Here is a 23,371-nt window from a genome sequence, read left to right as displayed (position 1 = left end):
GGATATGGCCATGGACCCTGTCAATATCCTTCTCGTGGACGATCAGCCGGCAAAACTTCTAAGTTATGAGGTCGTGCTCCAGGAGCTTGGTGAAAATCTGATCAAGGCCCAGTCCGGCCGAGAGGCTTTGGAGCACCTCCTGCGCAACGATATTGCCGTCATTCTGGTGGATGTCTGCATGCCGGAGCAGGATGGCTTCGAGCTCGTCAGCATGATCCGGGAGCATCCCCGCTACCAGCATACGGCAATCATATTTGTATCGGCCGTCATGATGGCTGAACCGGACCGGCTGCGCGGTTATGCGGCGGGAGCCGTCGATTATGTCTCGGTACCGATCGTTCCCGAAGTTCTGCGGGCCAAGGTGCGGGTATTCGCCGACTTGTACCGGAAGACGAGGGAACTTGAGCGATTGAACGCCGACCTCGAGGACAGGGTTCGCGAACGTACCGCCGAGCTCGAAGCGTCCTCCAATCAATTGCGTCAGCTTAACGAAGAACTCGAAGAACGGATTGATCAGAGGACACGCGAGCGGGAAGAAGCGCTTGCTCAACTGTTCGAGGCGCAGAAGCTGGATACGATCGGCCAGCTGACCGGCGGCGTCGCCCATGACTTCAACAATCTGCTGATGGCGGTGCTGGGAAGCCTGAACCTCCTGAAGAAGCGGCTTCCCACCGATGAGAAGAGCGAGCGGCTGGTCGCCAATGCGATACAGGCGGCCGAGCGTGGCGCGGCTTTAACCCAGCGGTTGCTGGCATTCGCGCGCCGCCAGGAATTGAAGCCGCACGCGGTCGATTTCGCCGAGCTCTTCGAAAACATTCAGGACCTCCTGAGCAAGGCGCTCGGACCTGGGGTGGATATCAGGAAAGACATTCCGCCACGGCTGCCGCAGTTGCTGGTCGATAGCAATCAGCTCGAGCTTGCCCTCCTCAATCTGTTCGTCAACGCCCGGGATGCCATGACCGGGGGCGGCACGATCATGGTGTCCGCAGAGGAAAAAGACGTCACGCGGGCCAGCAGCTTGACCGCCGGTCGCTACGTGCGGCTCTCGGTTTCCGACACCGGAGAGGGGATGGACGAAGCCACGGTGACGCGTGCGGCTGAGCCCTTTTTTACGACGAAAGGACCTGGGAAAGGAACCGGTCTGGGGCTTTCCATGGTACACGGTCTGGCGGCCCAATCGGGCGGTATTCTGGACCTGTCGAGCGTCAAGGGAGAGGGAACGACCGTCTCCCTGTGGCTGCCGATCGCCGAAGATGTCGTGACGACGGCGCCGTCGCCGGAGGCCGCACCGCAGGATGTTGCCCCCAATATGCCGAATGCGCTGACGGTACTTGTGGTCGATGACGATGCGCTCGTCAGCATGGGAACCTCGGCAATGCTGGAAGATCTTGGCCATGTCACCACGGAGGCGTCCTCGGCCGCTGCCGCACTGGAAATCCTCAACTCTGGCCAGAGGTTCGACCTCGTCATCACGGACCACGCCATGCCGGGGATGACGGGGGCGGAGCTGGCGCGCCTGATCATCGGGTCCTATCCGAGCTTGCCGGTGATCCTCGCCTCCGGATATGTTGAACTACACGAAGATCACGGGCTTTCAGATCTCCCGCGGATGACGAAACCGTTCACTCAAGAGCAACTTCAGACGGCAGTCCATCGCGCGGTGGCCGAGCGGGCGTCGGCCGCCTGAGCGCCCCTTTCGGGCTCTACGATTTTTCGCAACCAGATATCTGCCTTGTTCAGACCGGCAGCCACCCCGCGGCGAGGGGGTGATCTGCGGAAAGCGGCAGGCGTACGATCTGGCTTTGTCTTGCCGATGCGTAGATTGCCGTAACAAGCTCGATCGAGTGATAGCTTTCCTGAAGCGATGGCAGATAGAGGTCCGGTTTGCCGATGAGACGTGCATGGACATCCGCGAATAGTCCCGGAAATCGTGGAAGAACGTCGGGCGCTTCTTGCGTTGCTGCGTCGATCTCGGGCTGCCGCGAAGGATCGGTGGCTTCGAACTTCCACGGTCCCGCCCCTATCTGATAGGCCTCTGCGCCCGACGTGACCGTGACGTGCTCGAAACACATCCTCAACCGCGAACTGTTTCCAGCCGCACCCAAGGTGACCGAGGACGTGATCAAGGCGCCCTGCGCGGTGCGCATGGAAAGCACCGCGCAATCTTCGGTCTCGATCGGATTGACGCGGGTGTCGAGGAAGGCGGCAACCTCCACGACATCTCCGACGAGATGAGTCGTCAGATTGTGGATATGACATGCATGGCTGACAAGTACGCCGCCGAGTTCGCCTTTCCAGGTGCCCCGCCAGCGTTCTGCGTAATAATCAGGTCCGCGCTGCCAATGTGTTTCCAGCGCCACCACGTAAGGCCGACCCAAAAGTCCCCGGACCTTCAGTTCGTGTGCCGCTCGGTAGCCGGCGCCATAACGATACTGGAATACGGGAAAGACCTGTCGCCCGCTTCGTTCGGAAAGGTCGGCGATCCGGCGCACCTCGGTTATCGAACCGGCAAGCGGTTTCTCGCAGACGACGTGCTTTCCTGCTTTCAGGGCAGCAAGTGTCATCGGCGCATGCAGTTGAGGCGGCAGGCAGATGTCGACCAGATCCACGAGGGGATCGGCGAAGACCTGGTTGATGTCGGGAACAGCGCGGCTGCCCGGCGCCTGTTGCGCCGCGTCTTCGGCCCGAGGCAGGTTGAGATCGCAGACGTAACGGACGTCGAACAGATCGGCCAATTCGGCATAGGCCGCGATATGCGCCTTGCCTATACCCGCGCCGATGACGGCGACCCGGACACGCTCCGTCATCGGTCTGTTTTCTCTTCCGCGATAAGTTGTGCCTGCAGCCCCAACCGCGTCGCGAGGAACGCATGAGACTGGCCCATGGCCGTCTCGGTTCGCCTTTCCACGTCGGCGGCCAGGTGGGCGAAAAACGGCTTTCCGGCGCCGCTTGCCTCGAACCGCTGTACACCCGACTTGTCGACCAGGAAGACGTGGTCCTGGCCGTCCCGGCCGGCGATATCGATGTATTTGCGCAGCTCGATATAACCTTCCGTCCCCAGAATGGTCATCCTGCCGTCGCCCCAGACGGGAAGACCGTCGGGCGTCAGCCAATCGACGCGGGCATAACCCCGGCCGCCATTGCCTTCCAGCAGCACCTCGCCGAAATCCTGAAATCCGGGCCGATCCGGATTTGCGACATTGGTCACATGGGCGGAAACAACGCGGGCCTCGATCGATCCGGTATAATGGAGGAACTGGTCGAACTGATGGGCACAGATATCGGCAAGAATCCCGCCGCAGCGAGCTCTGTCCCAGAACCAATCCGGCCTCAGATGCGCATTCAAGCGATGCGGTCCGAGACCGACCGTCTGAACCACCTTGCCGATCCGACCTTGGCCAATCAGCTGGTCCGCCAGGGTGGCGCTCTCGACGGAGACACGTTCGGAAAAGGACACGGTCCAGCGTCGCCCGGTATCCGCGACGGTGCGTTGGATATCTGCCAGCTGTTCCAGGCTGGTGCAGCCGGGCTTGTCGACCAGAACGTCCTTGCCGTGCACCATTGCCGCCACCGCGATATCGGCGCGCTCGCTGTTGATTGCGGCCGAGAGGACAAGGCTAATGCTTTCATCGTCGAGGATGGCCTGCATCGGCCGAGCCGGCAGATCCGGATAGGTTTTCTGGAAAGCCTTGCGGACCGCCTCCGGCGTCTCCTCGCCGGTCGTCCATGCAACGAGCGTGGCACCGGCATCCAACATGCCGTTGATCATGCCGTAGATATGTCCGTGGTCTATGCCGATGACGCCGATGCGAAGGTTAAAAGCCATGGGAACTACCTTTTCAGGTGGATGCCGCGAGCGCGAAGCATGGATTGTATGTTGACCAACGACCCCGTTTCTATGGAAGCGTTGGCGGCGATGCCGGTGAGGATGGACCAGGCGCCGGCAACATGATCGGAGGCACGACCATAAGGATCGGGCTGCATGCTTTCCGGATCAAAGATATAACCCAGCATGACCGGATCCGCGCCGCCGTGATCCCCCGTCGCCTTCGGAACGGCAAGCTGGCGCGGGGGCTCGCCGGCCAGGTGGAGTTCCGTGGTGATCGCATCTTCGTCCGCATGGGCGCGTTTGCCGCCGAAAACCCCATGAACCTCGACATGGCGATGGGTGATGTCGCCCTTGGTACCCTGGAACTTGATCTCCAGCCCTTCCCAAGGCGAATAGGCAGTCAGGGTGTAGTTGGCGGTGACGCCCGAAGCGTAGCGGATATGCGCCTGCATCGTATCCTCGATGCCGATCTCTTCGTCGAATACGCAGAGATCGCGGAAATAACCGTCTTCCTGCTCAGCTTCCACATAGAGCTTGCGCAGGTTCTCATCGGCCGCAAGGTCGAGGCGGAAATCGCACTTATAGGCGACGGGACAGTCGCTGCAGCGTGGCCCACGACCCGCGAGGCCAAGCTCCACTGCCATTTCCGGGCGATAAAAGACGCGTCGGCCGGAGGCGAGGACCTCCGTCGGCGCGGTCCCCAGCCACCAGTTGAGAAGATCGAAATGGTGGGTCGATTTGTGGACCAGGAGCCCGCCGGAATTCTCCTTCTGGCGGTGCCAGCGGCGGAAATAATCGGCACCGTGAACCCGATCGAGGTGCCAGCGGAAATCGACCGCCGTCACGGTGCCGATCGCTCCTGATGAAATCAGCTCCTTGATTTGGGTGCGTGCCGGCGAATAGCGGTAGTTGAAGGTCACGGTGACCTTTCGGCCCGTGCGCGCCTGGGCATCGACGATCTGCTTGAGACGGCTGAGATCGATCGTCAGCGGCTTTTCACAAATGACGTCGCAGCCGGCCTCGAAGGCACGAACGATGTAGTCGGCATGCAGGAAATCCGGCGTTGCGACGACGACCGTATCCGGCCTCTGTTCGGCGATCAGGCGGTCGAAATCGGCGGCAAGGTAAGTCGCGACGCCGTTCGTCCCGGGCTTTGAGGCCGCCTGCGCCGCTTCGCCAAGGCGATGCGCATTGCTGTCGCAAAGGGCAACGATCTCATGTTTATCGGCATAATCTTCAACTACGGAATTGCGGAACATCTGATGCCGGGAGCCGCATCCAACAATGGCGATCTTCACTGTGCTTGGCTTTCTTTCTGGATGGGTTCGATGCGCTTGCCTGCGCCATCGAAATAGTGGAGTTCGGAGAGGTCGAATCCGATGGTGACCGGATCGCCCATCCGGTAGGGCGTCCGTCCGTTGTCGCTGGCCAGCAGCACCTGGCCTGAAGACAGCGCGATATGCAGCAAGGTCTCGCTACCAAGATATTCCACCAGCCGGATCGTGCCTTCGCCCGTGACGTCGCCATTGCCGACACCCAAAGACGAAGGCCGCACGCATAACGTCAGCGCCGGATCCTCGGTCGGAAGCTCGGCAATCGAAAAGTCGGGCATGCCGGCCACCGACACAGTGGTCTTTCCGGACCCGCGGGTTGCTCTTGCCTGTAGCATGTTGATCTTCGGAGAGCCGATGAAGCCCGCTACGAAGAGGTTCTGCGGCCGTGTATAGAGTTCCTGCGGCGTACCGAGCTGTTCGATCTTGCCACCGCGCAGGACCACGATCCGGCTTGCCATGGTCATCGCTTCAACCTGGTCATGGGTCACGTAGATCATGGTGGTGCCGAGGCGGGCGTAAAGCGAGGCCAGTTCCGCGCGCATCTGCACGCGCAGTTCCGCGTCCAGATTGGAAAGCGGCTCGTCGAACAGGAAAAGCTGCGGCTCGCGCACGATCGACCTGCCGATGGCGACGCGTTGCTTCTGGCCGCCCGAAAGCTGGCGCGGCTTGCGGTCCATAAGCTGCTCGATCTGCAGGATGCGCGCGGCGTCCGCCACCCGCCGCTCCACCTCGGCGCGCGATACCTTGAAGTTCTGAAGGCCGAAAGCCAGGTTCTTTCGCACGCTCATATGAGGATAGAGAGCGTAGCTTTGAAAGACCATGGAAAGCTCGCGCTTGGAGGCGGGCAAGTCGTTGACGACCTTTCCGCCGATCGAGATCGTTCCTTCGCTGATGTCTTCGAGGCCTGCGATCATGCGCAGGAGCGTCGACTTTCCGCAGCCCGATGGACCGACGAGAACAAGAAACTCGCCGTCGTGGATGTCCAGATTCAGCCCCTGGATGATGGACAGCGCCCCATAGCGCTTGCCGACGTTTCGAAGCGTCAATCCTGCCATGCGTCTTGTTCCCTATTTCATTCCGGAGGTGGCGATGCCGCGCACGATGAGTCTCTGGAACAGGACGAAGAAGATGACGACCGGGACCAGCGAAAGGACCGACATCGCAAACATCTGGCCATAGGCGGACTGCCCTTCCTGATCGAGGAAGAGGCGAAGCGCCAGCGGCACGGTGTAGCTCTTGATGTCGTTGAGGTAGATGAGCGGGGCGAGGAAATCCTCCCAAACCCAGATCAGCGAAAAGATCGCCGCCGTGCCCATGGCCGGCAACGAAAGCGGCAATATGATTGCCCAATAGATCTTGAAGGGCGAACAGCCGTCGATCATCGCAGCTTCGTCCAGCTCGCGGGGCAGTTGCCGAAAGAACTGCACCATCAGAAAGATGAAAAAGGCATCGGAGGCGAGGAAGCGCGGCACCACGAGGGGCAGATAGGTGTCGACCCAGCCGAGGTTCAGGAACTGAACATATTGGGGGATGAGAACCACGTGATAGGGGATCATCAGGGTCATCATCATCAGCGCGAAGAAGAAGCTACGCCCGGTGAAGTTCAGCCGTGCAAAGGCATAGGCCGCGAACGAGCAGGAGACCAGATTGCCGATCACCGACAGGCTCGTGACGATCGCCGAGTTCACGTAGAAGACCGTGAAGGATATCGGCAGCGCGTACCAGCCTTTCGTGTAGTTCTCGAACCGAAATTCGGAAGGCCAAAGCGTCAGGCTGCCGAAAATCTCGTTTTCCGGCTTCAACGAGGAAGCGAGCAGCCAGAACAGCGGATAGAGCATCACGCATGACACGATGATCAGGAAGATGTGCTTCAGGATCCGGCCGTTGCGATCGCGTTTGTCCCGCTTCAGCCGAAGCTCATGAGCGACGCGCGCGGCCTCATCCATCTGGATGGCGATTTCCAGATCAGTCGCGCTCGTTTTCATAGTGCACCCAATATTTGGAAGTGAAGAATGCGATCGCGGTGAAGGTCGCTATGATGACCAACAGGAACCAGGCAAGCGCCGATGCATAACCCATGCGGAAGAATTTGAAGGCCTCGTTGAACAGGTAGACCGTGTAAAACAGGAGGCTGTCCGCCGGGGCGCCGGTGCCGTTGGAGATGATGAAGGCGCTGGAAAAGGTCTTGAAGGAATCGATGGTCTGCAGCACCAGATTGAAGAAGATCACCGGAGCAAGGAGCGGCAAGGTGATGCGGGTGAATTGCCGCCAACGCGGCGTGCCGTCGATTTCCGCCGCCTCGTACAGATCCCGCGGAATGCCGCGAAGGCCAGCCAGAAAGATCAGCATCGGCGAGCCGAACTGCCACATGGCGAGCACGACAATCGTGAAGAGCGAAGTGTCGGGATCGGTGATCCAGGAGGCGCCCTGGATTCCCACCATTGCCAGAACCTGATTGACGACCCCGTCGGCCGCGAAAAGCTGACGCCACAATATCGCGATTGCAATCGAAGAGCCGAGCAGGGACGGCAGGTAGAAGATGGCTCGGTACAGGCCGATCGTCCGCAAGCCCTTGTCGAGCAGCATGGCGACACCGAGGGCCATGATCAGGCGGGCGGGCACAGCCAGCGCAACATAGGTAAAAGTGACCTGCAGCGCTTTCCAGAAGCGCCGATCCCGGGTGAACATGTATTCGTAATTGCCCCAGCCGATCCATCGGGGTGCGCTCACCATGTCATAGCGGGTGAAGGATAGATAAAGCGACGCAAGAATCGGCCCCAGGGCGAGCAGAAAAAATCCGATCAGCCATGGGAGAAGAAACACATAGGCCGGTGCATTGCGGGCAAAAAAACGTCTCATCGAAACGACCTTGTTGTCGGAAGAGAGGCCCCGGCGGCAGGAATTGCCGGGGCCTTGATATTCCCGCACCGATTACTGGGCGCGCTCGACGATCGACTGGGCGTCTTCGATGAAGGTGGCAGCGGCTTTCGCAACTTCCACCTTGCCAAGCACGACGTCGGTGCCGGCACGCATGAAGGCGTCTCGCACCTCTCCGGCTCCCTTGGGGGCAGGCAGCGGCAGCGGGCCGACCTTGCTCTGAATCGCTGCGAAATAGTCGACCGAGAGTTTTTCGACCTCGGTGAGCTTCGGGGTCAACGCAGCACGGATTTTTGGCGAACAGGGAATGCCGCGCTCGAGACCGAGAATGCCGGTGATCTCGGGATCGTTGACCCAGGCATTCATATAGGCAATTGCGGCCTCCGTGTCCTTGGCGTCCCGGCTGAGAGACAGGAACATCGACGGCTTGATGAACTGGCCGGGCTTGCCGCCCGCCTTGTGGGGCACCATGGCGGCGCCGATCTTGTCTTTTGCCACGGACTGGATGCCGACCAGTTGGTTGGACCAGTAGTGCGACATGGCGGTATCGCCGACGGCGACGCCCGATTCGGCAATCGGCGGGTCGAGAATGACCGTCTTGTTCTTGTCGCGAACGACCCCTGCCTTGCGCAGATCGGCCCACATCTGCCACCAGCTCGCAACGTCCCCGGCTGTCGCCGTGACCTTGCCATCGGGGCTGTAGAATTCCCGACCGTTCTGGCGAACCCAGGATTCGAAGGTTTCGATCATCAGGGACAGGTCGTCCGAGCCTTTCATCTTGCCCCCGGACTTGGCGGTAATCTTTTCGCATGCCTTGGCGAAGTCGTCCCAGGTCCAGTTGATCAGGTCTACGTCGATGCCCGCTTCCTGGAAGGCGCGCGTATTGTAGACCATGACCTGGCTGTTCGAGCCGATGTTGAGGGCATAAAGCTTTCCGTCGACCCTGCCGCCATCGAGGGGGCCTTTGTCGAAGTCGGCGATCATCAGGCTCTTGCCGGCGAATTCATCGAGAGGCTTCAGCGCCCCGCGATTGACATATTCGAACAGGAACCGGTAATCCATCTGCACCAGGTCGGCCATGTTCCGGCCTGCGGTCTGGGTCGCCATCTTGGTCCAGTAGTCGCCCCAGCCGATCGTTTCGCCGGAGACGGCGATGCCGGCGTTTTTCTTCTGGAAGGCGTCGATAACGGCAAAGGTGCGCTTGTCGCGCTCCGGATTGCCCCACCAATAGTGGCGGATGGTGCGCGTGGCAGCAAGCGCCGGCATGGCCGGAAGCGCAGAAGCGGCGGCAGCCGCTCCTATCGTGCCCAATAAAGTTCGCCTTGTCAGTTTGGTCATTTTGTCCTCCTCCTTGTAACTCCGGAGCGTCTCGTCGGCGCCGGATGCGTTGCGGTTGTTCCATGGTTTGTCGCGTACCGGCTCCTCCTGCCGGACACGCTCCATTCTTCTCGGCGCAGCTTGCTACACGAAGCTGCGCAAAAGTTCAGTCAGGCAGAGCATTGCCATCGCCTGCCCGTAAGGCATGGATGTCAGCTTGATCTGCCGGTAGAAATCGAGATCGCCGCCCATCGCCGTGCCGAAAGAAACCTGCCGGAGTTCTCCCTCGGGGCTAATGTTATCGATCACGCCTTTCATGGCTTTCTCGGCGGTCTCCAGATATTCGATGCCCAGATACCGCTTGCGTACGCCCTTCATCAGGCCATAGGCGAAGCCGGCGGTCGCCGAGGCTTCAAGATAGCTCGACGTATCGTCGATCAGCGTGTGCCACAGACCCGATGGATGTTGGTGGAGTTTCAGCGCTGCCGCCTGCCGGCCGAGCAGGGACACGAGATGGCGGCGGACGGGATCGTTCTCAGCCAGGTCCAGGAGCTCGATGAATTCCGGAATGGCGATGGTGATCCAGCTATTGCCGCGTGCCCAGCGAGCGCGGGCAAAATTATGATTGCCATCGAACGTCCAGCCGTGGAACCAGAGGCCGGTTTGCGTATCGCAAAGATATTGGGCGTGCACCAGGAATTGGTATTTTGCCTCCTCCACGAATTCCGGGCGCTTGAGCACGAGGCCGATCTTGGCAAGCGGCAGCACGCTCATCATCAGCGTGTCGTCCCACATCTGCTGATCATTAACGCTGTTATAGACGATATGCTGCAGCCCGCCTTCGCGGGTACGCGGCATTTCATGCATCACCCATTCGGCCCATGTTTCCAGGTAGGGCCGCCAACGGGGATCTCCCGTCAGCTCGTAGAGATGGGCAAGCGTCAGGAACGGTGCGACGGTGTTGATGTTCTTTGTGGGGGTCCCTTCAGCAAGCCGGGCTTCAAACCAATCGACGATGATATCCATCACCTTCTGGTTGCCGGTCAGCTGCCAATATTTGAGAAGGCCAAAGAGTGCGACGCCATGGGTCCATTCCCAGCCCGCCCAGCCCTTGGTGTCGATAACCCGGCCGTCGTCGAGGCGCAGGAGGAATTCGCCGGTGCGATCCTCGATATGGACAAGGTTGTCGATCAGCCGATCGATGAGGCCGCACACATCGTGGCGCTCGATAGGATGTTGCTTTTGCCGCAGCAGCGGATGCATGCCGGACGTCCTCCAAAAATATTCGGAACGATATTCCGGATTTTAAGAAATCACACTCTCCATGGCTTTTCAACCGTGTTTTTCTGTTGCACTCTGCGCCTGTTCCGCATGCTCACCTGTATCTTGACACAGGTTTTCTCAAATTCCAGAATAAGATTTCGAAAAAAATAGAACGCGCTATGTCAGAGTTGAACCCAAGAACCGAAAATGTCGCCGCCGTCCTCAAGGTTTTTGCCGTGATGGAGGCCTTGGTCGAGGGAAAGAAGGTGAGCCTTGCCGATCTCGCTCAACGAGCCATGACGTCGAAGACCACAGCGCATCGCCTGCTGCAGACGATGGTGGAACTTGGCTACGTGGAGCAGGATGCTGAAACGGAAAAATACGGCCTGACGCTGAAACTCTTCAGCCTGGGCGCTCGCTCGCTGACCGAGCAGACGGATCTGCTGCGTGTTGCGGACCAGGCGATGGGAAAGCTCTCTCGGGTAACCGGCGAGTCCGTCAATCTCGGTATTCTCGATGACCGCGACCAGAAGGTCGTCTACATTCACAAATATGATTCCGCCTACAGTCTCTCGATGAAATCGACGCTCGGGCTGCGTAATCCGCTGCACAGCACCTCGCTCGGCAAGGCGCTTCTTGCGTGGCGCGACGACGACGAGATCCGGGAGCGGATCAACAAGATGGAGCTGACGAAGCTCGCGCCGCGCACCATCACCGATCCGCAGGAACTGTTTGCCCAGTTGCAGATGGCCCGCACTCGTGGGTTTGCCGAAGAGGTGGAAGAGAGCGAGGCGGGCGTGCGATGCATGGCGGCGCCGATCTTCAACTACCTCGGAAAACCGATTGCTGCGCTGTCGATTTCCTTTCCGATGTTCCGCTTCGATGAAAGCCGGAAATCCGAATATGTCGATCTCCTGCGCACGGCAGGGCTCACCGCCTCTTCCGGGCTCGGCTACCAGCCCGCAAAGAACTAACGCCTGGCGGCTTCAACGCCCATCGGACACTGCGGAAGCGAAGCGGCTCAAAGAGCCGCCAGGATGCCGCCATCGACATAGAGCACCTGGCCGTTGACGAAATCCGACGCCGGAGAGGCCAGAAAGATCGCTGCACCGGAAAGCTCCTCCGGCCGGCCCCAGCGAGCGGCGGGCGTGCGGTTCGTCACGAAGGCGTCGAATACCGGATCGTCCATCAGCGCGCGGTTCATCTCGGTCGCGAAATAGCCCGGACCGATGCCGTTGACCTGGATGTTGTGATGGGCCAGCTCCGTCGCCATGCCGCGGGTCAGCATTTTCAGCGCGCCTTTCATTGTCGTGTAGGGCACGACGGTCCTGCGGCCGACCTCGCTCATCAGCGAGCAGATGTTGATGATCTTGCCGCCACCGCGTTCGATCATGCCAGGCAGCACGGCTTGCGAGGGAAGCACTGCACCCATCACGTGGGTGTCGAACATCCGCCGCCAGGTTTCGGCGCTATGCTCGAGGAAGGGCGCACGGATCTGAATGCCGGCATTGTTGACGAGGACATCGACCGCGCCGACGCCGGCGAACGCTGCCTCCGTCTCGTCGGCCTTGGTGATGTCGCCGACCATCCCCGATGCCTCGTACCCCTCCGTCTTCAATTGGTCCACTGCGGCCGAAAGCGTCGCCTCATCGCGCCCGTTCAGCGTGACCCGCGCTCCGGCGGAGGCGAGTCCGCGTGCCATGGCAAAGCCGAGGCCCCGGCTCGAACCGGTGAGGACGGCATGGCGTCCCCGCAGATCGAAAAGTGGATGTTGGACGTTCATCGAAATTTCTCCTGCATGGCCTGAATACCGGGAAAGGCATCCATAAGATAATCGTGACGAGGTCAAGGTGCTGGATCAGACTGCGGCAATATCCTTTGTCAAGAAGCAAGGTGTCGCCGTGGCGGGTCCGTGGGCTCTGCGATGCGGACCTTTACTATCCGCCCGGAGATTTTATATAGATGACTAAAGTTATCATGTTATGAGGCGGCACCTGAGCAAGCTGGTTGCGATGCCTTGGCAGTGGATATGATATTTGTAATGGCAGATGGCGAAGGATCCCGGCGTTGAGTTATTGGCATTCCATGGCTTGGCATACGGAGGGGATAAGGGTTGTCGCTCCGGTCAAGTGGCGTCGTTTCGACGGATTGGTGAGCGTCTTCTGGGAAGCCGAAAGCCAATCGGGAGCCACGGGCTACTATCTGGCGGATGACCCGCGCATCATGATTTTCTTCAACGACGTGTCGTCTCGAATTCGCGTGTCGAACCGGGACGGCTCGCAGGACTACCGTCCAATGACCCGCGCCGTCTATGTCCCGGCCGGCGTACCCATGTGGACCAGCAGCGAAACCAAGCACCGATTTTCCCACCTCAACCTGCATATGCACCGGGATCGGTTGCTCCGGTTCCTGTCGCCCTCGGTTGGGGCCTCCGCCGCCTTGGCCGCGGTGCGCCGGCCGGTGGAGCTTCAGGACGTCGGCGCCATAGAGACGCTGGCGGGCCTGCTGGTCGATGAGATATCGAGCCCGGCAAAGCACGCCGTCTATGCCGAAAGCCTGGTGGGCAGCATCGTCGCCGGCCTTCTCGACATACCCGACCATGAAGCCGAAAAGGCCAATGGCAGGCTTACTCAAGCGCAGATGAACAAGCTGGTGTCGCGCTTCGACGGCTCGAGCGATTGCCGCTTGACCGTTGCCGAGATGGCCGCGACCGTCGGTCTGTCCGAAAGCTGGTTCTCCAATGTCTTCAAGCAGACAACGGGCAAGACGCCACTGCAGTGGCAGCTCGCCAGGCGCATCGACCTAGCCAAGAAGCTGCTGGTCGATAGCGATCTGGCCGTCGCGGAGGTCGCGGCCCAGCTGGGTTTCACCGACCAGGCACATTTGACCAAGGCGTTCAGGCAGATTGCCGGCGATACGCCTGCCGCCTGGCGCCGGATGCGACAGATCTGCTGATCTTCAGGCACCGTAAAGCTAACTGACACCAGCCTCCCAACCTCTTCGGTTAAGCGACGATCGCCGGCGCGTCGAAAGACCGGTGCTCGACGTCACGGGAATTGACCATAGCCCCTGCCAGTTGTCGGAAACTCACGGTTCCGACCGGCTTGCCTGATGGATCGACAACGGTCACGTCGCCGTCAGGGGCAGAGACCAGCGTGCGTATCGCTTCTTCGATCGTGACATTTGCTGGAATGGTGGGCTGCTCCCCCCCGGTCCGGGAACGTAAGGGAGCCATGATCGCTTCGACCTGCACGACCCGTCCGCGGTTCACTTCCTTGACGAAATTGGCCACATATTGATCCGCCGGCCTCAGGACGATGTCCTGGCTTGTACCTTGCTGTATGACCTCGCCGTCGCGCAGGATTGCGATCTGGTCTCCCAGCCGGAGAGCCTCATCGAGATCATGTGTGATGAACACGATCGTTTTCTTGATCTCTCTCTGGATGTCGAGAAGAACGGACTGCATGTCCGTGCGGATGAGCGGGTCGAGTGCGGAATAGGCTTCGTCCATCAGCAGGACAGGCGCATCGTTCGATAGGGCGCGAGCAAGTCCCACGCGCTGCTGCATTCCTCCAGACAGTTGGTTGGGGTATTTATGCTCGAACCCCTTCAGCCCAACACGCTCCAGCCATCTCATTGCGACGTCGATCGCTTTGGAGCGGCCGATGCCCTGAACCTCAAGGCCGAAAACGGTGTTGTCGACCACGCTCCGGTGTGGCAGCAAGGCGAACTTCTGAAAGACCATTGCCGTCTGATGACGCCGAAAGTTTCGCAGTTCGTCCTTGTTCATCTTAACGACGTCCACCCCGTCCACCAGCACTTCACCCGCGGTCGGATCGATGAGGCGGTTGATATGGCGGATGAGCGTGGATTTGCCCGATCCCGACAGGCCCATGATGACCTGAATACAGCCTGACTTGATGTCCAGATTGATATCGCACAGCCCGAGCACATGGCCATGTGCATCGTTAAGCTCTGTCTTCGTTAGACCGTTGCGGACGGCATGGACATAGGCGGCGGGGTTGGCGCCGAAGATTTTGTAGAGATTGCGGATTGCGATGCCGCCCAAACCTTGCTCAGCCATGAACGATCTCCCGATGCTTCTGGAGCCGCTTGCCATAGGCTTGGCTGACCCGATCGAAGATTATGGCGATTCCAACGATTGCGAGGCCGTTGAACACGCCGAGGGTAAAATACTGGTTGGCGATTGCCTTCAGCACCGGCTGGCCAAGCCCCTGGACGCCGATCATCGAGGCGACCACCACCATCGCCAGTGCCATCATGATCGTCTGGTTGATCCCCGCCATGATCGTAGGCAGGGCAAGCGGCAGTTGCACCTTGAAAAGCTTCTGGGTCTCCGAGGTGCCGAAGGCGTCGGCAGCCTCCAGAACATCCTTGTCGACGAGGCGGATACCGAGATCGGTCAGCCGGATCATTGGCGGTATGGCGTAGATCACCACGGCGATGAGCCCCGGGACGCGGCCGATGCCCAGCAGCATGACGACCGGAATGAGATAAACGAAACTCGGCATGGTCTGCATCACGTCGAGGATCGGGTTGACGACTCGCTTGACGCCATTCGAGCGCGCCATGAGGATGCCTATCGGCAGACCGACGGCAATCGACAGGACGGTGCAGACAAAGATCATCGCGACCGTACGCATCGTGTCGGTCCACATGTCGAAATAACCGATCAGCAGGAGCGTGATCAGACAGCTCAGCACGATTTTGACACTTCGGCTCGCAAACCACGCAATAATGAGGATGATCGCCGTGATGATCGGCCACGGGGTCTGCGTCATAAAGCGATCGGCCGCCAGCAGAAAGCTCTGCAGAGGCGAAAACATGCTTTCGATCGTATCGCCATAGGCGCGGGTGAAAGCCCGAAATCCCTCGTCGATCGCTTTCTTCAAGTTGCGAAGTGCGTCGTCATCCATATGTGGAAATTTATAAAACCATTCCATTCGGTTCCCTTTCTCTGGAAAGAGCCGTGTGAGGTCTTTTTCTTCTTTTGACGGCAAGCGGAAGGGGCGATGTGTTTGGCACATCGCCCCAAGGGCCTATTAGAGCGCTGCCTCGATCTTCTTGGCGGCGTCCGTTGAAACCCACTTGGTCCAGATGTCCTTATTTTCCTTCAGAAAATGCTTGGCGCCATCCTCACCGCTTGCCTGATTGTCCGTCATCCATGCCATTAGTTTGCCAATGGTCTGGTTGCTCCAGGACCGTTTTTCGAGATAGGTCATCACCTCGGGTCCTGCTTTTTCCGAAAAGGGCTTGGCGACCAGGGTGACGATCGTATCGATCGGCCAAGAATTCGGCTTCGGATCCGGGCAATCGGCAACTGTGTTGCAACGCTTCCATTCAGCCGGGTCGTTTTTAACGCCTGCCTCAAGTTTCACCATCGGGTATTTGCCGAGGAGTGCCGTCGGCGCCCAGTAGTAAGTGGCAAAACTCTTCTTCCGCTCATATGCCTTTGCGATAGCGCCGTCCAAACCGGCTGCCGATCCGGTGTCGATCAGCGTGAACTTAGCCTTTTCCCCGCCGAACGCCTTGAACAGCTGGGTTGTCACGACGGTGCCACCCCACCCCTGAGGACCGTTGAGGATTGCGCCTTTGCTTGGGTCTTCCTCACCCGGGAAGAGTTCGGGATGCTTCAGCAAATCCGGAATGGTCTTGATGTCCGGATGTGCGTCCGAGACATATTTCGGGATCCACCAGCCCTGATTGCCACCGTCCGGCAGCGGAGACCCAACCTTTACGATCCGACCTTCCTGCGTGCCTTTCGCGACCACGTCGGGAAGCAGGTCGATCCAGGCCTCCGGAGCGATATCAGGCTGGCCCTTTTCCGCCATGGAGGTGATGGTTGGCACGGTGTCTCCAACCGTGATCTCCGCCTGGCAGCCGTAACCTTCGTTTAAAATGAACTTATCCAGATTGGAGATGACCTCCGCGCTTTGCCAATTCATGCTCGCGATCGTGACGCGGCCGCACCCGGCAGCACTTGCCGCCGATGCGCCGGCGAACACTCCGACTAGCACGCAACCCGAAGCCAAAAGCTTATTCATAGTACCGTTCCCTTTTTTTAGCGGCTTGACGTGGAATGCGGGGCGCCGCGGATGCCCGATTCACAAATGCTTGGAAGCGTCTCCCAAACTCACCGATTTCTCGAATGCCGCCGTCAGTCCGCAAGCAATCGCTGTTTCGAAACCCGCAGCACGCATTGTCTCGATCGCGACTGCCGTGGTGCCACGGTAATCGAGGAAGGTCTGCACGATTTCGGTGGGACAGGTCTCATGCATTTCCATGAGACGCCCCGCGCCGATGATAAGCGTGTTAACGGCACGCCGGGCCATCGCGACGGGGATGCCCCGGGAGAGGGCATCTCGCATCATTGCGTCGGCAAGAAGCGCCGGAAAGGCGGGGCCGGATCCGGACAGGCCGGTGAAATAGTCCATATCGGTTTCGCTGCGCACTTCATCCTGAACACCGCAGGTCTCGAACAGGGCTCGGACAAATGTGCGTTCTTCTTCACTGACCTTAGGGGTCGCGATCCACGGCGTGTAGGATCGGCGGATCTCGACCGCTGCATTCGGCAACGAACGAACGACACAGGCGGTCTGATGATGGTCGCTCAGCGAGTCCAACGGAACGCCTGCCATGACGGAAATCAGCAGCTTGCCTTTCACATCGACGTTAAGGTCACGCCAGTCAGCGGGGCGGACGCAGAGAATGACGACATCCGAGCGGTCGGCGAGGGCCTGATTGTCCAATGTCCAGAAAGCCTCGCCGAAACGATCCGGCAGCTTGCTGCGATAAGAGAGCGACAGGTCCTGGGGCTTCACGAAGCCGGCGTCCAGCACCGCGCCAGCAAGGGCGCTGCCCAGCCAGCCGTTGCCGCCGATCACGCCAATTCTCCAGCCCCTGCCAGCTTCCACCTTGCTCTCACCCTTGTTTATAGCCGTGCCGCGCGTAGAAGCGATCGAGTTCTCGCTGTTGCGGGATCTGACCGGTGTAGATTGCGATGTATTCGGGAATGCGCTTCATACGCAGTCCGATATCCTCGGTGGACTGCATGGAGATGTAGCCGATCTGGACCAAATAAGTTGTTCTCGCGCGAACGTCCGCAGGCCCTTCGTCAAAGCCGAACCGCACGAACATACGGCTCAAAGCGTCTATTCGGGCTAGATCAGCCTGCTGCACTTCAACCTGAATTTCCGGAGATTGCAGTGCCCAACTGCGAATTGCAAACTCGAATTGGGAGTCGAAGAGATCTTTGTTGAGCCAGCAATCGAAGACGTTCAGCATCGCTTCCGCAAGAGATTCCGCATATGCCTCGGACTGCTTTACGAGGTTGCCTGTGTTCTTGTCCCTCCAGCGCAATATGAGCGCGCTCAGCAGTTCTTCCCGATCCTTGAAGAACCAATAGAAGCTTGTCCGCGATAGGCCCAGTTTCTTGGCAAGCGGCAAGATCTTCACTGAATCTACGCCGGATTCAAGCAGCGCTTCATAGGCGGCTTCAAGCCAACCCTCCTGAGAACCACGCCAGCCGCTGTCACTTACCGCCTGTTCCATAGGCACTTCCTAACAAATTCATAACCGCACTTCAAGTGAAATGTACATCAATGTCAACTACAGGTACGCCGATGTTTTCAATATTGACACAGCTGTACATTCCTGTTTAGCCTTATGCGCAAAGGCCATAAACCGGAGCCCGTCGCATGTCGAACGATCCCCTCCTTCAGCCCTACACACTGAAGCATCTGACCCTACGCAACCGTATCATCGTTACATCGCATGAGCCCGCCTATCCTGAGGACGGCATGCCGAAGGAACGTTACCGAGCCTATACCGTGGAGCGGGCGAAAGGGGGCGTTGCGCTGACAATGACGGCGGGATCGGCAGCGGTGTCGAAAGACAGTCCACCGGTCTTTAATAACCTGCTCGCCTATAAGGACGAGATCGTTCCCTGGATCCGGGAAATGACCGATGCCGTGCACGAAGAAGGCGCGGCTATCATGATCCAGCTGACCCATCTCGGCCGGCGCACCCGTTGGGACAAGGGCGATTGGCTGCCGGTGGTCGCGCCGTCCCATCATCGTGAAGCGTCGCACCGATCCTTCCCGAAGAAGATGGAGGATTGGGACATCGAGCGCATCATCAGAGACTTCGCGGACGCAGCCGAGCGTATGAAGGCGGGCGGCATGGACGGAGTCGAGCTGGAGGCTTACGGTCACCTGATCGATCAGTTCAATTCGCCGCTCACCAATGAACTGGACGGGCCATATGGGGGCTCGCTCGAAAATCGCATGCGGTTCTGTTTCGACGTCTTCAAGGCGATGCGCGAGCGCGTCGGAGACGATTTCATCCTCGGCGTTCGCTACACGGCCGACGAATGTCTCCCCGGAGGTACTGGAAAAGCTGACGGTATCGAGATCTCGCGACGGCTGCGCGACAGCGGTCTGATCGACTATCTGAACGTGATCCGAGGTCACATCGACACGGATGCCGGCCTGACGGACGTCATTCCGATCCAGGGCATGGCGAACTCGCCACATCTCGATTTTGCCGGTGAAATCCGCGCCGCAACCCAATTTCCGACCTTTCATGCGGCAAAAATCCCGGATGTCGCGACGGCACGGCACGCCATTGCCGCGGGCAAAGTGGACATGGTCGGAATGACGCGCGCCCACATGACGGATCCGCACATCGTTCGCAAGATTATCGAAAAGCGCGAGGAGGACATACGCCCTTGCGTCGGCGCGAATTACTGTCTCGACCGCATCTACCAGGGCGGGATGGCTTTTTGCATCCACAATGCCGCAACCGGTCGCGAACAGACCATGCCGCATACCATTGCAAAAGCCGACACCCGCAAGAGGGTGGTCATTGTCGGAGCCGGGCCGGCTGGCCTCGAAGCGGCGCGCGTGGCCGCCGAGCGGGGTCATGCGGTCGTGGTCTTCGAGGCGGCCAACAATCCCGGCGGGCAGATCCGCCTCACCGCGCAGAGCGAACGCCGCCGTGAGATGATCAGCATCATCGACTGGCGGATGAGCCAATGCGAGAAGCTTGGTGTCACGTTCCATTTCAACAACTGGGCGGATGCCGATGTGATCGCGGCGGAAGAGCCCGATGTGGTTATCATCGCGACAGGTGGACTACCGCATACCGAGGTTCTGTCGAAGGGAAATGAGCTTGTCGTTTCCTCCTGGGATATCATTTCGGGCGACGTCAAGCCGGGCAGCAATGTGCTGATCTTCGACGACGCGGGCGACCATGCCGGCTTGCAGGCCGCGGAATTCATCGCCAAGACAGGGGCCAGGGTCGAGATCATGACGCCCGACCGCTCCTTCGCGCCGGAGGTCATGGCGATGAACCTTGTTCCCTACATGCGCTCGCTGCAGAAACTCGACGTCACCTTCACCGTTACCTACCGGCTGCAATCGGCCGAAAAGAGCGGCAACCAGATCATTGCCCATGTCGGCAGCGACTACGGCGGCGTTGAAAAGCAACGGACCATCGACCAGATCGTCATCAATCACGGTACGATCCCATTGGACGACCTTTATTTCGAGATGAAGCCCGGCTCGAAGAACCTCGGTGAAGTTTCCTACGACCAGCTAATTTCCGGCGCGCCGCAAACGACCGAGCGCAATCCCGCTGGCACCTATCAGCTCTTTCGGATTGGCGACGCGGTCGCTGCTCGCAACACGCATGCAGCGATCTATGACGCATTGCGGCTTGCCAAGGATATTTGAACCATGGCTCGCAGCGAAGCCTTGCAGGATTTTCTGAATGCCGCGTTCGTCGCGTTCGATCAGCTTGCCGAGGATTCACGGGGCCGGCAGTCACTGACGCAGATATTTGCGCACCTGCAAACATCGCTGCCGCAGCGGGTGAATATCGCAAAGCGGCTTCCGGTTTGCGGCCTGTATTTGGAGGGTGTCTTGGCTGCAAAGGCGGAGCAACCCTCGTTGAACATCTTGCTCCGGCGCTTCGCAGCGTTGGAGGCGCAGCTCGAATGGAACGGTCGCTCGACCTATGACAATTCGGCCAGTGCAAATTTCCCGATGAGCCACGCCAATACCATGATTGTCGGGCCGGGCGGCCTGGAGGACCGTTCGGACGTGTGGCTTGGCGCGACCCTGATGGCGCCGAACGTGCGGTATCCGGACCACGATCATGCACCGGAGGAAATCTATCTTGTCCTCTCGGATGGCGAATTCATGCAGGGCGATTCCGGTTGGTTCACGCCCGGCATGGGTGGCTCCTTCTACAATCCACCTGGAATCCGGCACGCGATGCGCTCGGGCGAGGAGCCTCTCTTCGCATTCTGGGCACTTTTGCCCGACCAGCGGAAACATTGATGTAAGGTGATCGATAGTTTCTTCGGTCATCCCCGCTATTGTTTAAAGCCCTATCGGTCGACCACGAGGTCACTGAGTGGCTTCGAACAGCAGGGCAGGAATAACCCGGCATCGATCTCCCGCTGGCGGATCCCGCCATTGTGGTTCATGTCGACGGATCCGGTCACCAGTTTTGATTTGCAGGTGCCACACACTCCGTTGGAACATGAAGAGGGCAGTTTCACGCCAGCTTTTTTCGCGCAGGACAAGATGGTCTGCTCGCCTGAGACATCGATCTTACGAACTTGCTTGGCGAACTCCACCGTGAACATTCTCGTGGCGGCTTCCTGGACAACCGGAAGGTCGATGTCGTCGATGACGGCAGCGTCGAAGCTCTCCTCGATGTAATTGGACGACGGAACGCCGAGCTCTGCGGCAATCCCGCGGGCAGCAGCCATGAATGGCGCTGGGCCGCAGCACATGACGACACGCTCTGCAATGTCAGGCACGGCCAGCTTCATGTAGTCTGCCGAGATGCGCCCGGTAAGGCCAGGCCAATGGGCTTCGCCGGCGGTGATCTCAGGTAGGAAATGCAGGCGGAGCTGCTTTCCTTTATTCGCCAGACAGGCGAGTTCCTCCCGAAAGATCAAGTCTTTGGGGCTTCGCGCCGCATGCATGAACACGACGTCGATGGGTTCAAAGGTATCCGCCAGTTCGCGTATCATCGACATGACTGGCGTGATCCCCGATCCACCAGACAGAAGCAGCAGTTTCTTGGCATTGGACCGGATGAAATGTCCGAGCGGTCCATTGCCCTTCATCGTTGAGCCAGCTGTGACGTTGTCATGAAACCAGTTGGAAATCTTACCCCCTGGCACACGTTTCACGGTGACTGAAAACGCGTTGGTACGCTGCGGCGAGGAGGATATGCTGTAGCAGCGACTTTCGGGCTCTGCGCCAATTTCGAGATCGAACAGGAAATACTGCCCGGCCTTGAAGGCGAACCTTTTCCCAAGGGAAGACGCGAACGTGAATGTTTTAACATCGTGCGTTTCCTGGTGGACGTCGATGCAAACCAGATCCTCGTCCAAATCCCGGTTCCAGAATTCAGTTTTCTCGATCTGATCGACAGATGCGAAAGCGCTCTTAATATCCATGCGCACGCATCCGATCGATGTACCAGGTGGCGAACTTGTCGAGATTCGTCTCCGAGAATGGCGAATAGGGACCGGGCACATAGGCAGGGTCTTCCACGCCGGCGTGGGAGCGCGCGACGAGTTCTGCGTCCTGATCCGTGGTCGCCACCCAGACGTTCGTCAACTTCTCAAGATCGTAGTGCACGCCTTCGACGGCGTCCTTGTGAACGAGCCACTTCGTGCGCACCAGAGTCTTGTCGGGCGAAATTGGAATGACTATCGCCACGATGGCATGGTCACCCATGAAGTGGTTCCAGCTGTTATGGCCCCAGAGATGCATATCGCCGAGGTCCTTGCGGGTCATCGTTCCTAAAAGTTTGGATGATGCCGCCGTGGCGTCCGGGGTCTGGGATTCGCCCGCACCGGAAATGATAAGGCGCTGCGTCCTGAAATTGGTCTCGCAATCGACGAGTTGTTCGATGGCGGCGGATGGGTAGCCGTCTGCTGTCCATTGAAGGATGCGCTCTTCATAGAGAGCAAGATGCTCTCCGGCCTGCGCCCTGTCCTCCGGGCTAAGTGTCTCGGGATCGAAACCGAAATCCAGATCGACGAAAGAGACGCAAAGTTCCGGGTGGTTTGCCGAGCAATGGTAACACTCACGATTGTTCTCCATCGTCAGCTTCCAGTTGCCGTGCTCGATCACATCGGTTTCAAATGCGACTTTGGAGTTAGGAACATCGTAGGGTGCCAGGCGCTCGGTCATCGCCAACTCGAGCCGAGCAATGTCCTTCGGCGGATTGTCGGCAAGGCAAACATAGATGAGGCCGCTGATCGACTTGAAGTTCACGGGCTTCAGGCTGTGACACTCTTTGTCGAAGCTCTTGCCCATATGGGGTGCATAACTCAGCTCCCCGCTGAGCTCGTATGTCCAGGTGTGATAGGGACAGACCAGCTTCGAGACGATCGTCTTGCCGGGATTGAGGAGGCGCGAGCCCCTGTGGCGACAGACGTTGTGCACGACGCGGATTTCGCCGTCATCGTCGCGCAGCAGGATGAGGCTGGTTTTGCCGATGTCGATAACCGCAGCGTCGCCGGGCTCGGGCACGTCGCATTCAAGTCCGACACAGATCCAGTGCCGACGAAAGAAGACGTCCATATCGGCTTCGAACACGTCTGACCGGGTATACAGGCCCGCTGGAAGAGCATGCCCGTCGGCACGCGCGTCCAAAAGTGACGAGATCGAGGACGCAAGTCTGTTCAGCATTGAAAAAC

General features: G+C 59.2%; 21 protein-coding genes. 5 read left to right on the top strand and 16 right to left on the bottom strand.

From position 1 onward, the window contains the following. The first annotated feature begins 10 nt into the window (after positions 1-10). A complete protein-coding gene (locus RG540_RS30885; RefSeq protein ID WP_041366185.1) occupies positions 11-1,687 on the top strand; it encodes a response regulator in 1,677 nt (558 codons plus the stop codon). A gap of 49 nt (positions 1,688-1,736) precedes the next feature. On the opposite strand, the gene RG540_RS30880 is transcribed toward RG540_RS30885, so the two are convergent. From RG540_RS30880 to bglB, 8 genes are all read right to left on the bottom strand, one after another. Beyond that, positions 1,737-2,807 (bottom strand): Gfo/Idh/MocA family protein, encoded by a 1,071-nt coding sequence (locus RG540_RS30880; protein WP_041366184.1) that lies wholly within the window; start codon positions 2,805-2,807, stop codon positions 1,737-1,739. After that, positions 2,804-3,826 (bottom strand): Gfo/Idh/MocA family protein, encoded by a 1,023-nt coding sequence (locus tag RG540_RS30875; RefSeq protein ID WP_041366183.1) that lies wholly within the window; start codon positions 3,824-3,826, stop codon positions 2,804-2,806. Before RG540_RS30875 ends, RG540_RS30880 begins: the two co-directional genes overlap by 4 nt. Positions 3,827-3,831: 5 nt before the next feature. Continuing rightward, positions 3,832-5,127 (bottom strand): Gfo/Idh/MocA family protein, encoded by a 1,296-nt coding sequence (locus RG540_RS30870; protein WP_041366182.1) that lies wholly within the window; start codon positions 5,125-5,127, stop codon positions 3,832-3,834. Continuing rightward, positions 5,124-6,218, bottom strand: a complete 1,095-nt coding sequence (locus RG540_RS30865) for an ABC transporter ATP-binding protein (protein ID WP_041366181.1) — start codon at positions 6,216-6,218, stop codon at positions 5,124-5,126. The genes RG540_RS30870 and RG540_RS30865 overlap by 4 nt, the downstream gene beginning before the upstream one ends. Before the next feature lie 12 nt (positions 6,219-6,230). After that, positions 6,231-7,109 (bottom strand): carbohydrate ABC transporter permease, encoded by an 879-nt coding sequence (locus tag RG540_RS30860; RefSeq protein ID WP_407668993.1) that lies wholly within the window; start codon positions 7,107-7,109, stop codon positions 6,231-6,233. 19 nt (positions 7,110-7,128) lie between these two features. Next, positions 7,129-8,022 (bottom strand): carbohydrate ABC transporter permease, encoded by an 894-nt coding sequence (locus tag RG540_RS30855; RefSeq protein ID WP_041366645.1) that lies wholly within the window; start codon positions 8,020-8,022, stop codon positions 7,129-7,131. A 72-nt stretch (positions 8,023-8,094) separates the two neighbouring features. Beyond that, positions 8,095-9,378, bottom strand: coding sequence for an ABC transporter substrate-binding protein (locus tag RG540_RS30850; protein ID WP_041366644.1), 1,284 nt, complete (start codon positions 9,376-9,378; stop codon positions 8,095-8,097). A gap of 123 nt (positions 9,379-9,501) precedes the next feature. After that, complete coding sequence (gene bglB, locus RG540_RS30845; protein WP_041366179.1) at positions 9,502-10,620, bottom strand: beta-galactosidase BglB; 1,119 nt, start codon at positions 10,618-10,620, stop codon at positions 9,502-9,504. 179 nt (positions 10,621-10,799) lie between these two features. On the opposite strand from bglB, the gene kdgR reads away from it, so the two are divergent. Continuing rightward, positions 10,800-11,594 carry a DNA-binding transcriptional regulator KdgR gene (kdgR, locus tag RG540_RS30840; RefSeq protein ID WP_041366178.1) on the top strand — a complete coding sequence of 265 codons (795 nt, stop codon included), beginning with the start codon at positions 10,800-10,802 and terminating at the stop codon, positions 11,592-11,594. Positions 11,595-11,641: 47 nt separating this feature from the next. On the opposite strand, the gene RG540_RS30835 is transcribed toward kdgR, so the two are convergent. Beyond that, a complete protein-coding gene (locus RG540_RS30835; protein WP_041366177.1) occupies positions 11,642-12,403 on the bottom strand; it encodes an SDR family NAD(P)-dependent oxidoreductase in 762 nt (253 codons plus the stop codon). Between the two features lie 284 nt (positions 12,404-12,687). On the opposite strand from RG540_RS30835, the gene RG540_RS30830 reads away from it, so the two are divergent. After that, on the top strand, positions 12,688-13,575 hold the full coding sequence (locus RG540_RS30830; RefSeq protein ID WP_174479309.1) for a helix-turn-helix domain-containing protein: 888 nt from the start codon (positions 12,688-12,690) through the stop codon (positions 13,573-13,575). A 49-nt stretch (positions 13,576-13,624) separates the two neighbouring features. Here RG540_RS30830 and RG540_RS30825 read toward each other — a convergent pair whose 3' ends face one another. The 5 genes from RG540_RS30825 to RG540_RS30805 form a co-directional block, all read right to left on the bottom strand. Beyond that, a complete protein-coding gene (locus tag RG540_RS30825; protein WP_041366175.1) occupies positions 13,625-14,704 on the bottom strand; it encodes a quaternary amine ABC transporter ATP-binding protein in 1,080 nt (359 codons plus the stop codon). Further along, positions 14,697-15,584 (bottom strand): ABC transporter permease, encoded by an 888-nt coding sequence (locus RG540_RS30820; RefSeq protein ID WP_041366174.1) that lies wholly within the window; start codon positions 15,582-15,584, stop codon positions 14,697-14,699. Before RG540_RS30820 ends, RG540_RS30825 begins: the two co-directional genes overlap by 8 nt. Positions 15,585-15,683: 99 nt before the next feature. Then, the gene (locus tag RG540_RS30815; protein WP_041366173.1) at positions 15,684-16,685 is read right to left on the bottom strand and encodes an ABC transporter substrate-binding protein; all 1,002 of its coding nucleotides are present in this window, start codon (positions 16,683-16,685) and stop codon (positions 15,684-15,686) included. A 60-nt stretch (positions 16,686-16,745) separates the two neighbouring features. Then, entirely contained in the window at positions 16,746-17,525 is a 780-nt protein-coding gene (locus RG540_RS30810) for a pyrroline-5-carboxylate reductase family protein (protein ID WP_080725150.1), read from the bottom strand. A 37-nt stretch (positions 17,526-17,562) separates the two neighbouring features. After that, positions 17,563-18,192, bottom strand: coding sequence for a TetR/AcrR family transcriptional regulator (locus RG540_RS30805; protein ID WP_041366171.1), 630 nt, complete (start codon positions 18,190-18,192; stop codon positions 17,563-17,565). 146 nt (positions 18,193-18,338) lie between these two features. On the opposite strand from RG540_RS30805, the gene RG540_RS30800 reads away from it, so the two are divergent. Then, a complete protein-coding gene (locus RG540_RS30800; RefSeq protein ID WP_041366170.1) occupies positions 18,339-20,375 on the top strand; it encodes an NADH:flavin oxidoreductase in 2,037 nt (678 codons plus the stop codon). Between the two features lie 3 nt (positions 20,376-20,378). Then, positions 20,379-20,984 (top strand): dimethylsulfoniopropionate lyase, encoded by a 606-nt coding sequence (locus RG540_RS30795; RefSeq protein ID WP_041366169.1) that lies wholly within the window; start codon positions 20,379-20,381, stop codon positions 20,982-20,984. A 50-nt stretch (positions 20,985-21,034) separates the two neighbouring features. Here the strand turns inward: RG540_RS30795 and RG540_RS30790 are convergent, their stop codons facing one another. After that, positions 21,035-22,114: an FAD-binding oxidoreductase gene (locus RG540_RS30790; RefSeq protein ID WP_407668992.1), complete on the bottom strand. Its 1,080-nt coding sequence runs from the start codon at positions 22,112-22,114 to the stop codon at positions 21,035-21,037. Further along, positions 22,110-23,363 carry an aromatic ring-hydroxylating oxygenase subunit alpha gene (locus RG540_RS30785; RefSeq protein ID WP_041366167.1) on the bottom strand — a complete coding sequence of 418 codons (1,254 nt, stop codon included), beginning with the start codon at positions 23,361-23,363 and terminating at the stop codon, positions 22,110-22,112. The genes RG540_RS30790 and RG540_RS30785 overlap by 5 nt, the downstream gene beginning before the upstream one ends. Positions 23,364-23,371: the final 8 nt, after the last annotated feature.

The organism is Neorhizobium galegae bv. orientalis str. HAMBI 540, assembly GCF_000731315.1.
Taxonomy (GTDB): domain Bacteria; phylum Pseudomonadota; class Alphaproteobacteria; order Rhizobiales; family Rhizobiaceae; genus Neorhizobium; species Neorhizobium galegae.
This window is presented reverse-complemented; position numbering and strand designations above follow the sequence as displayed.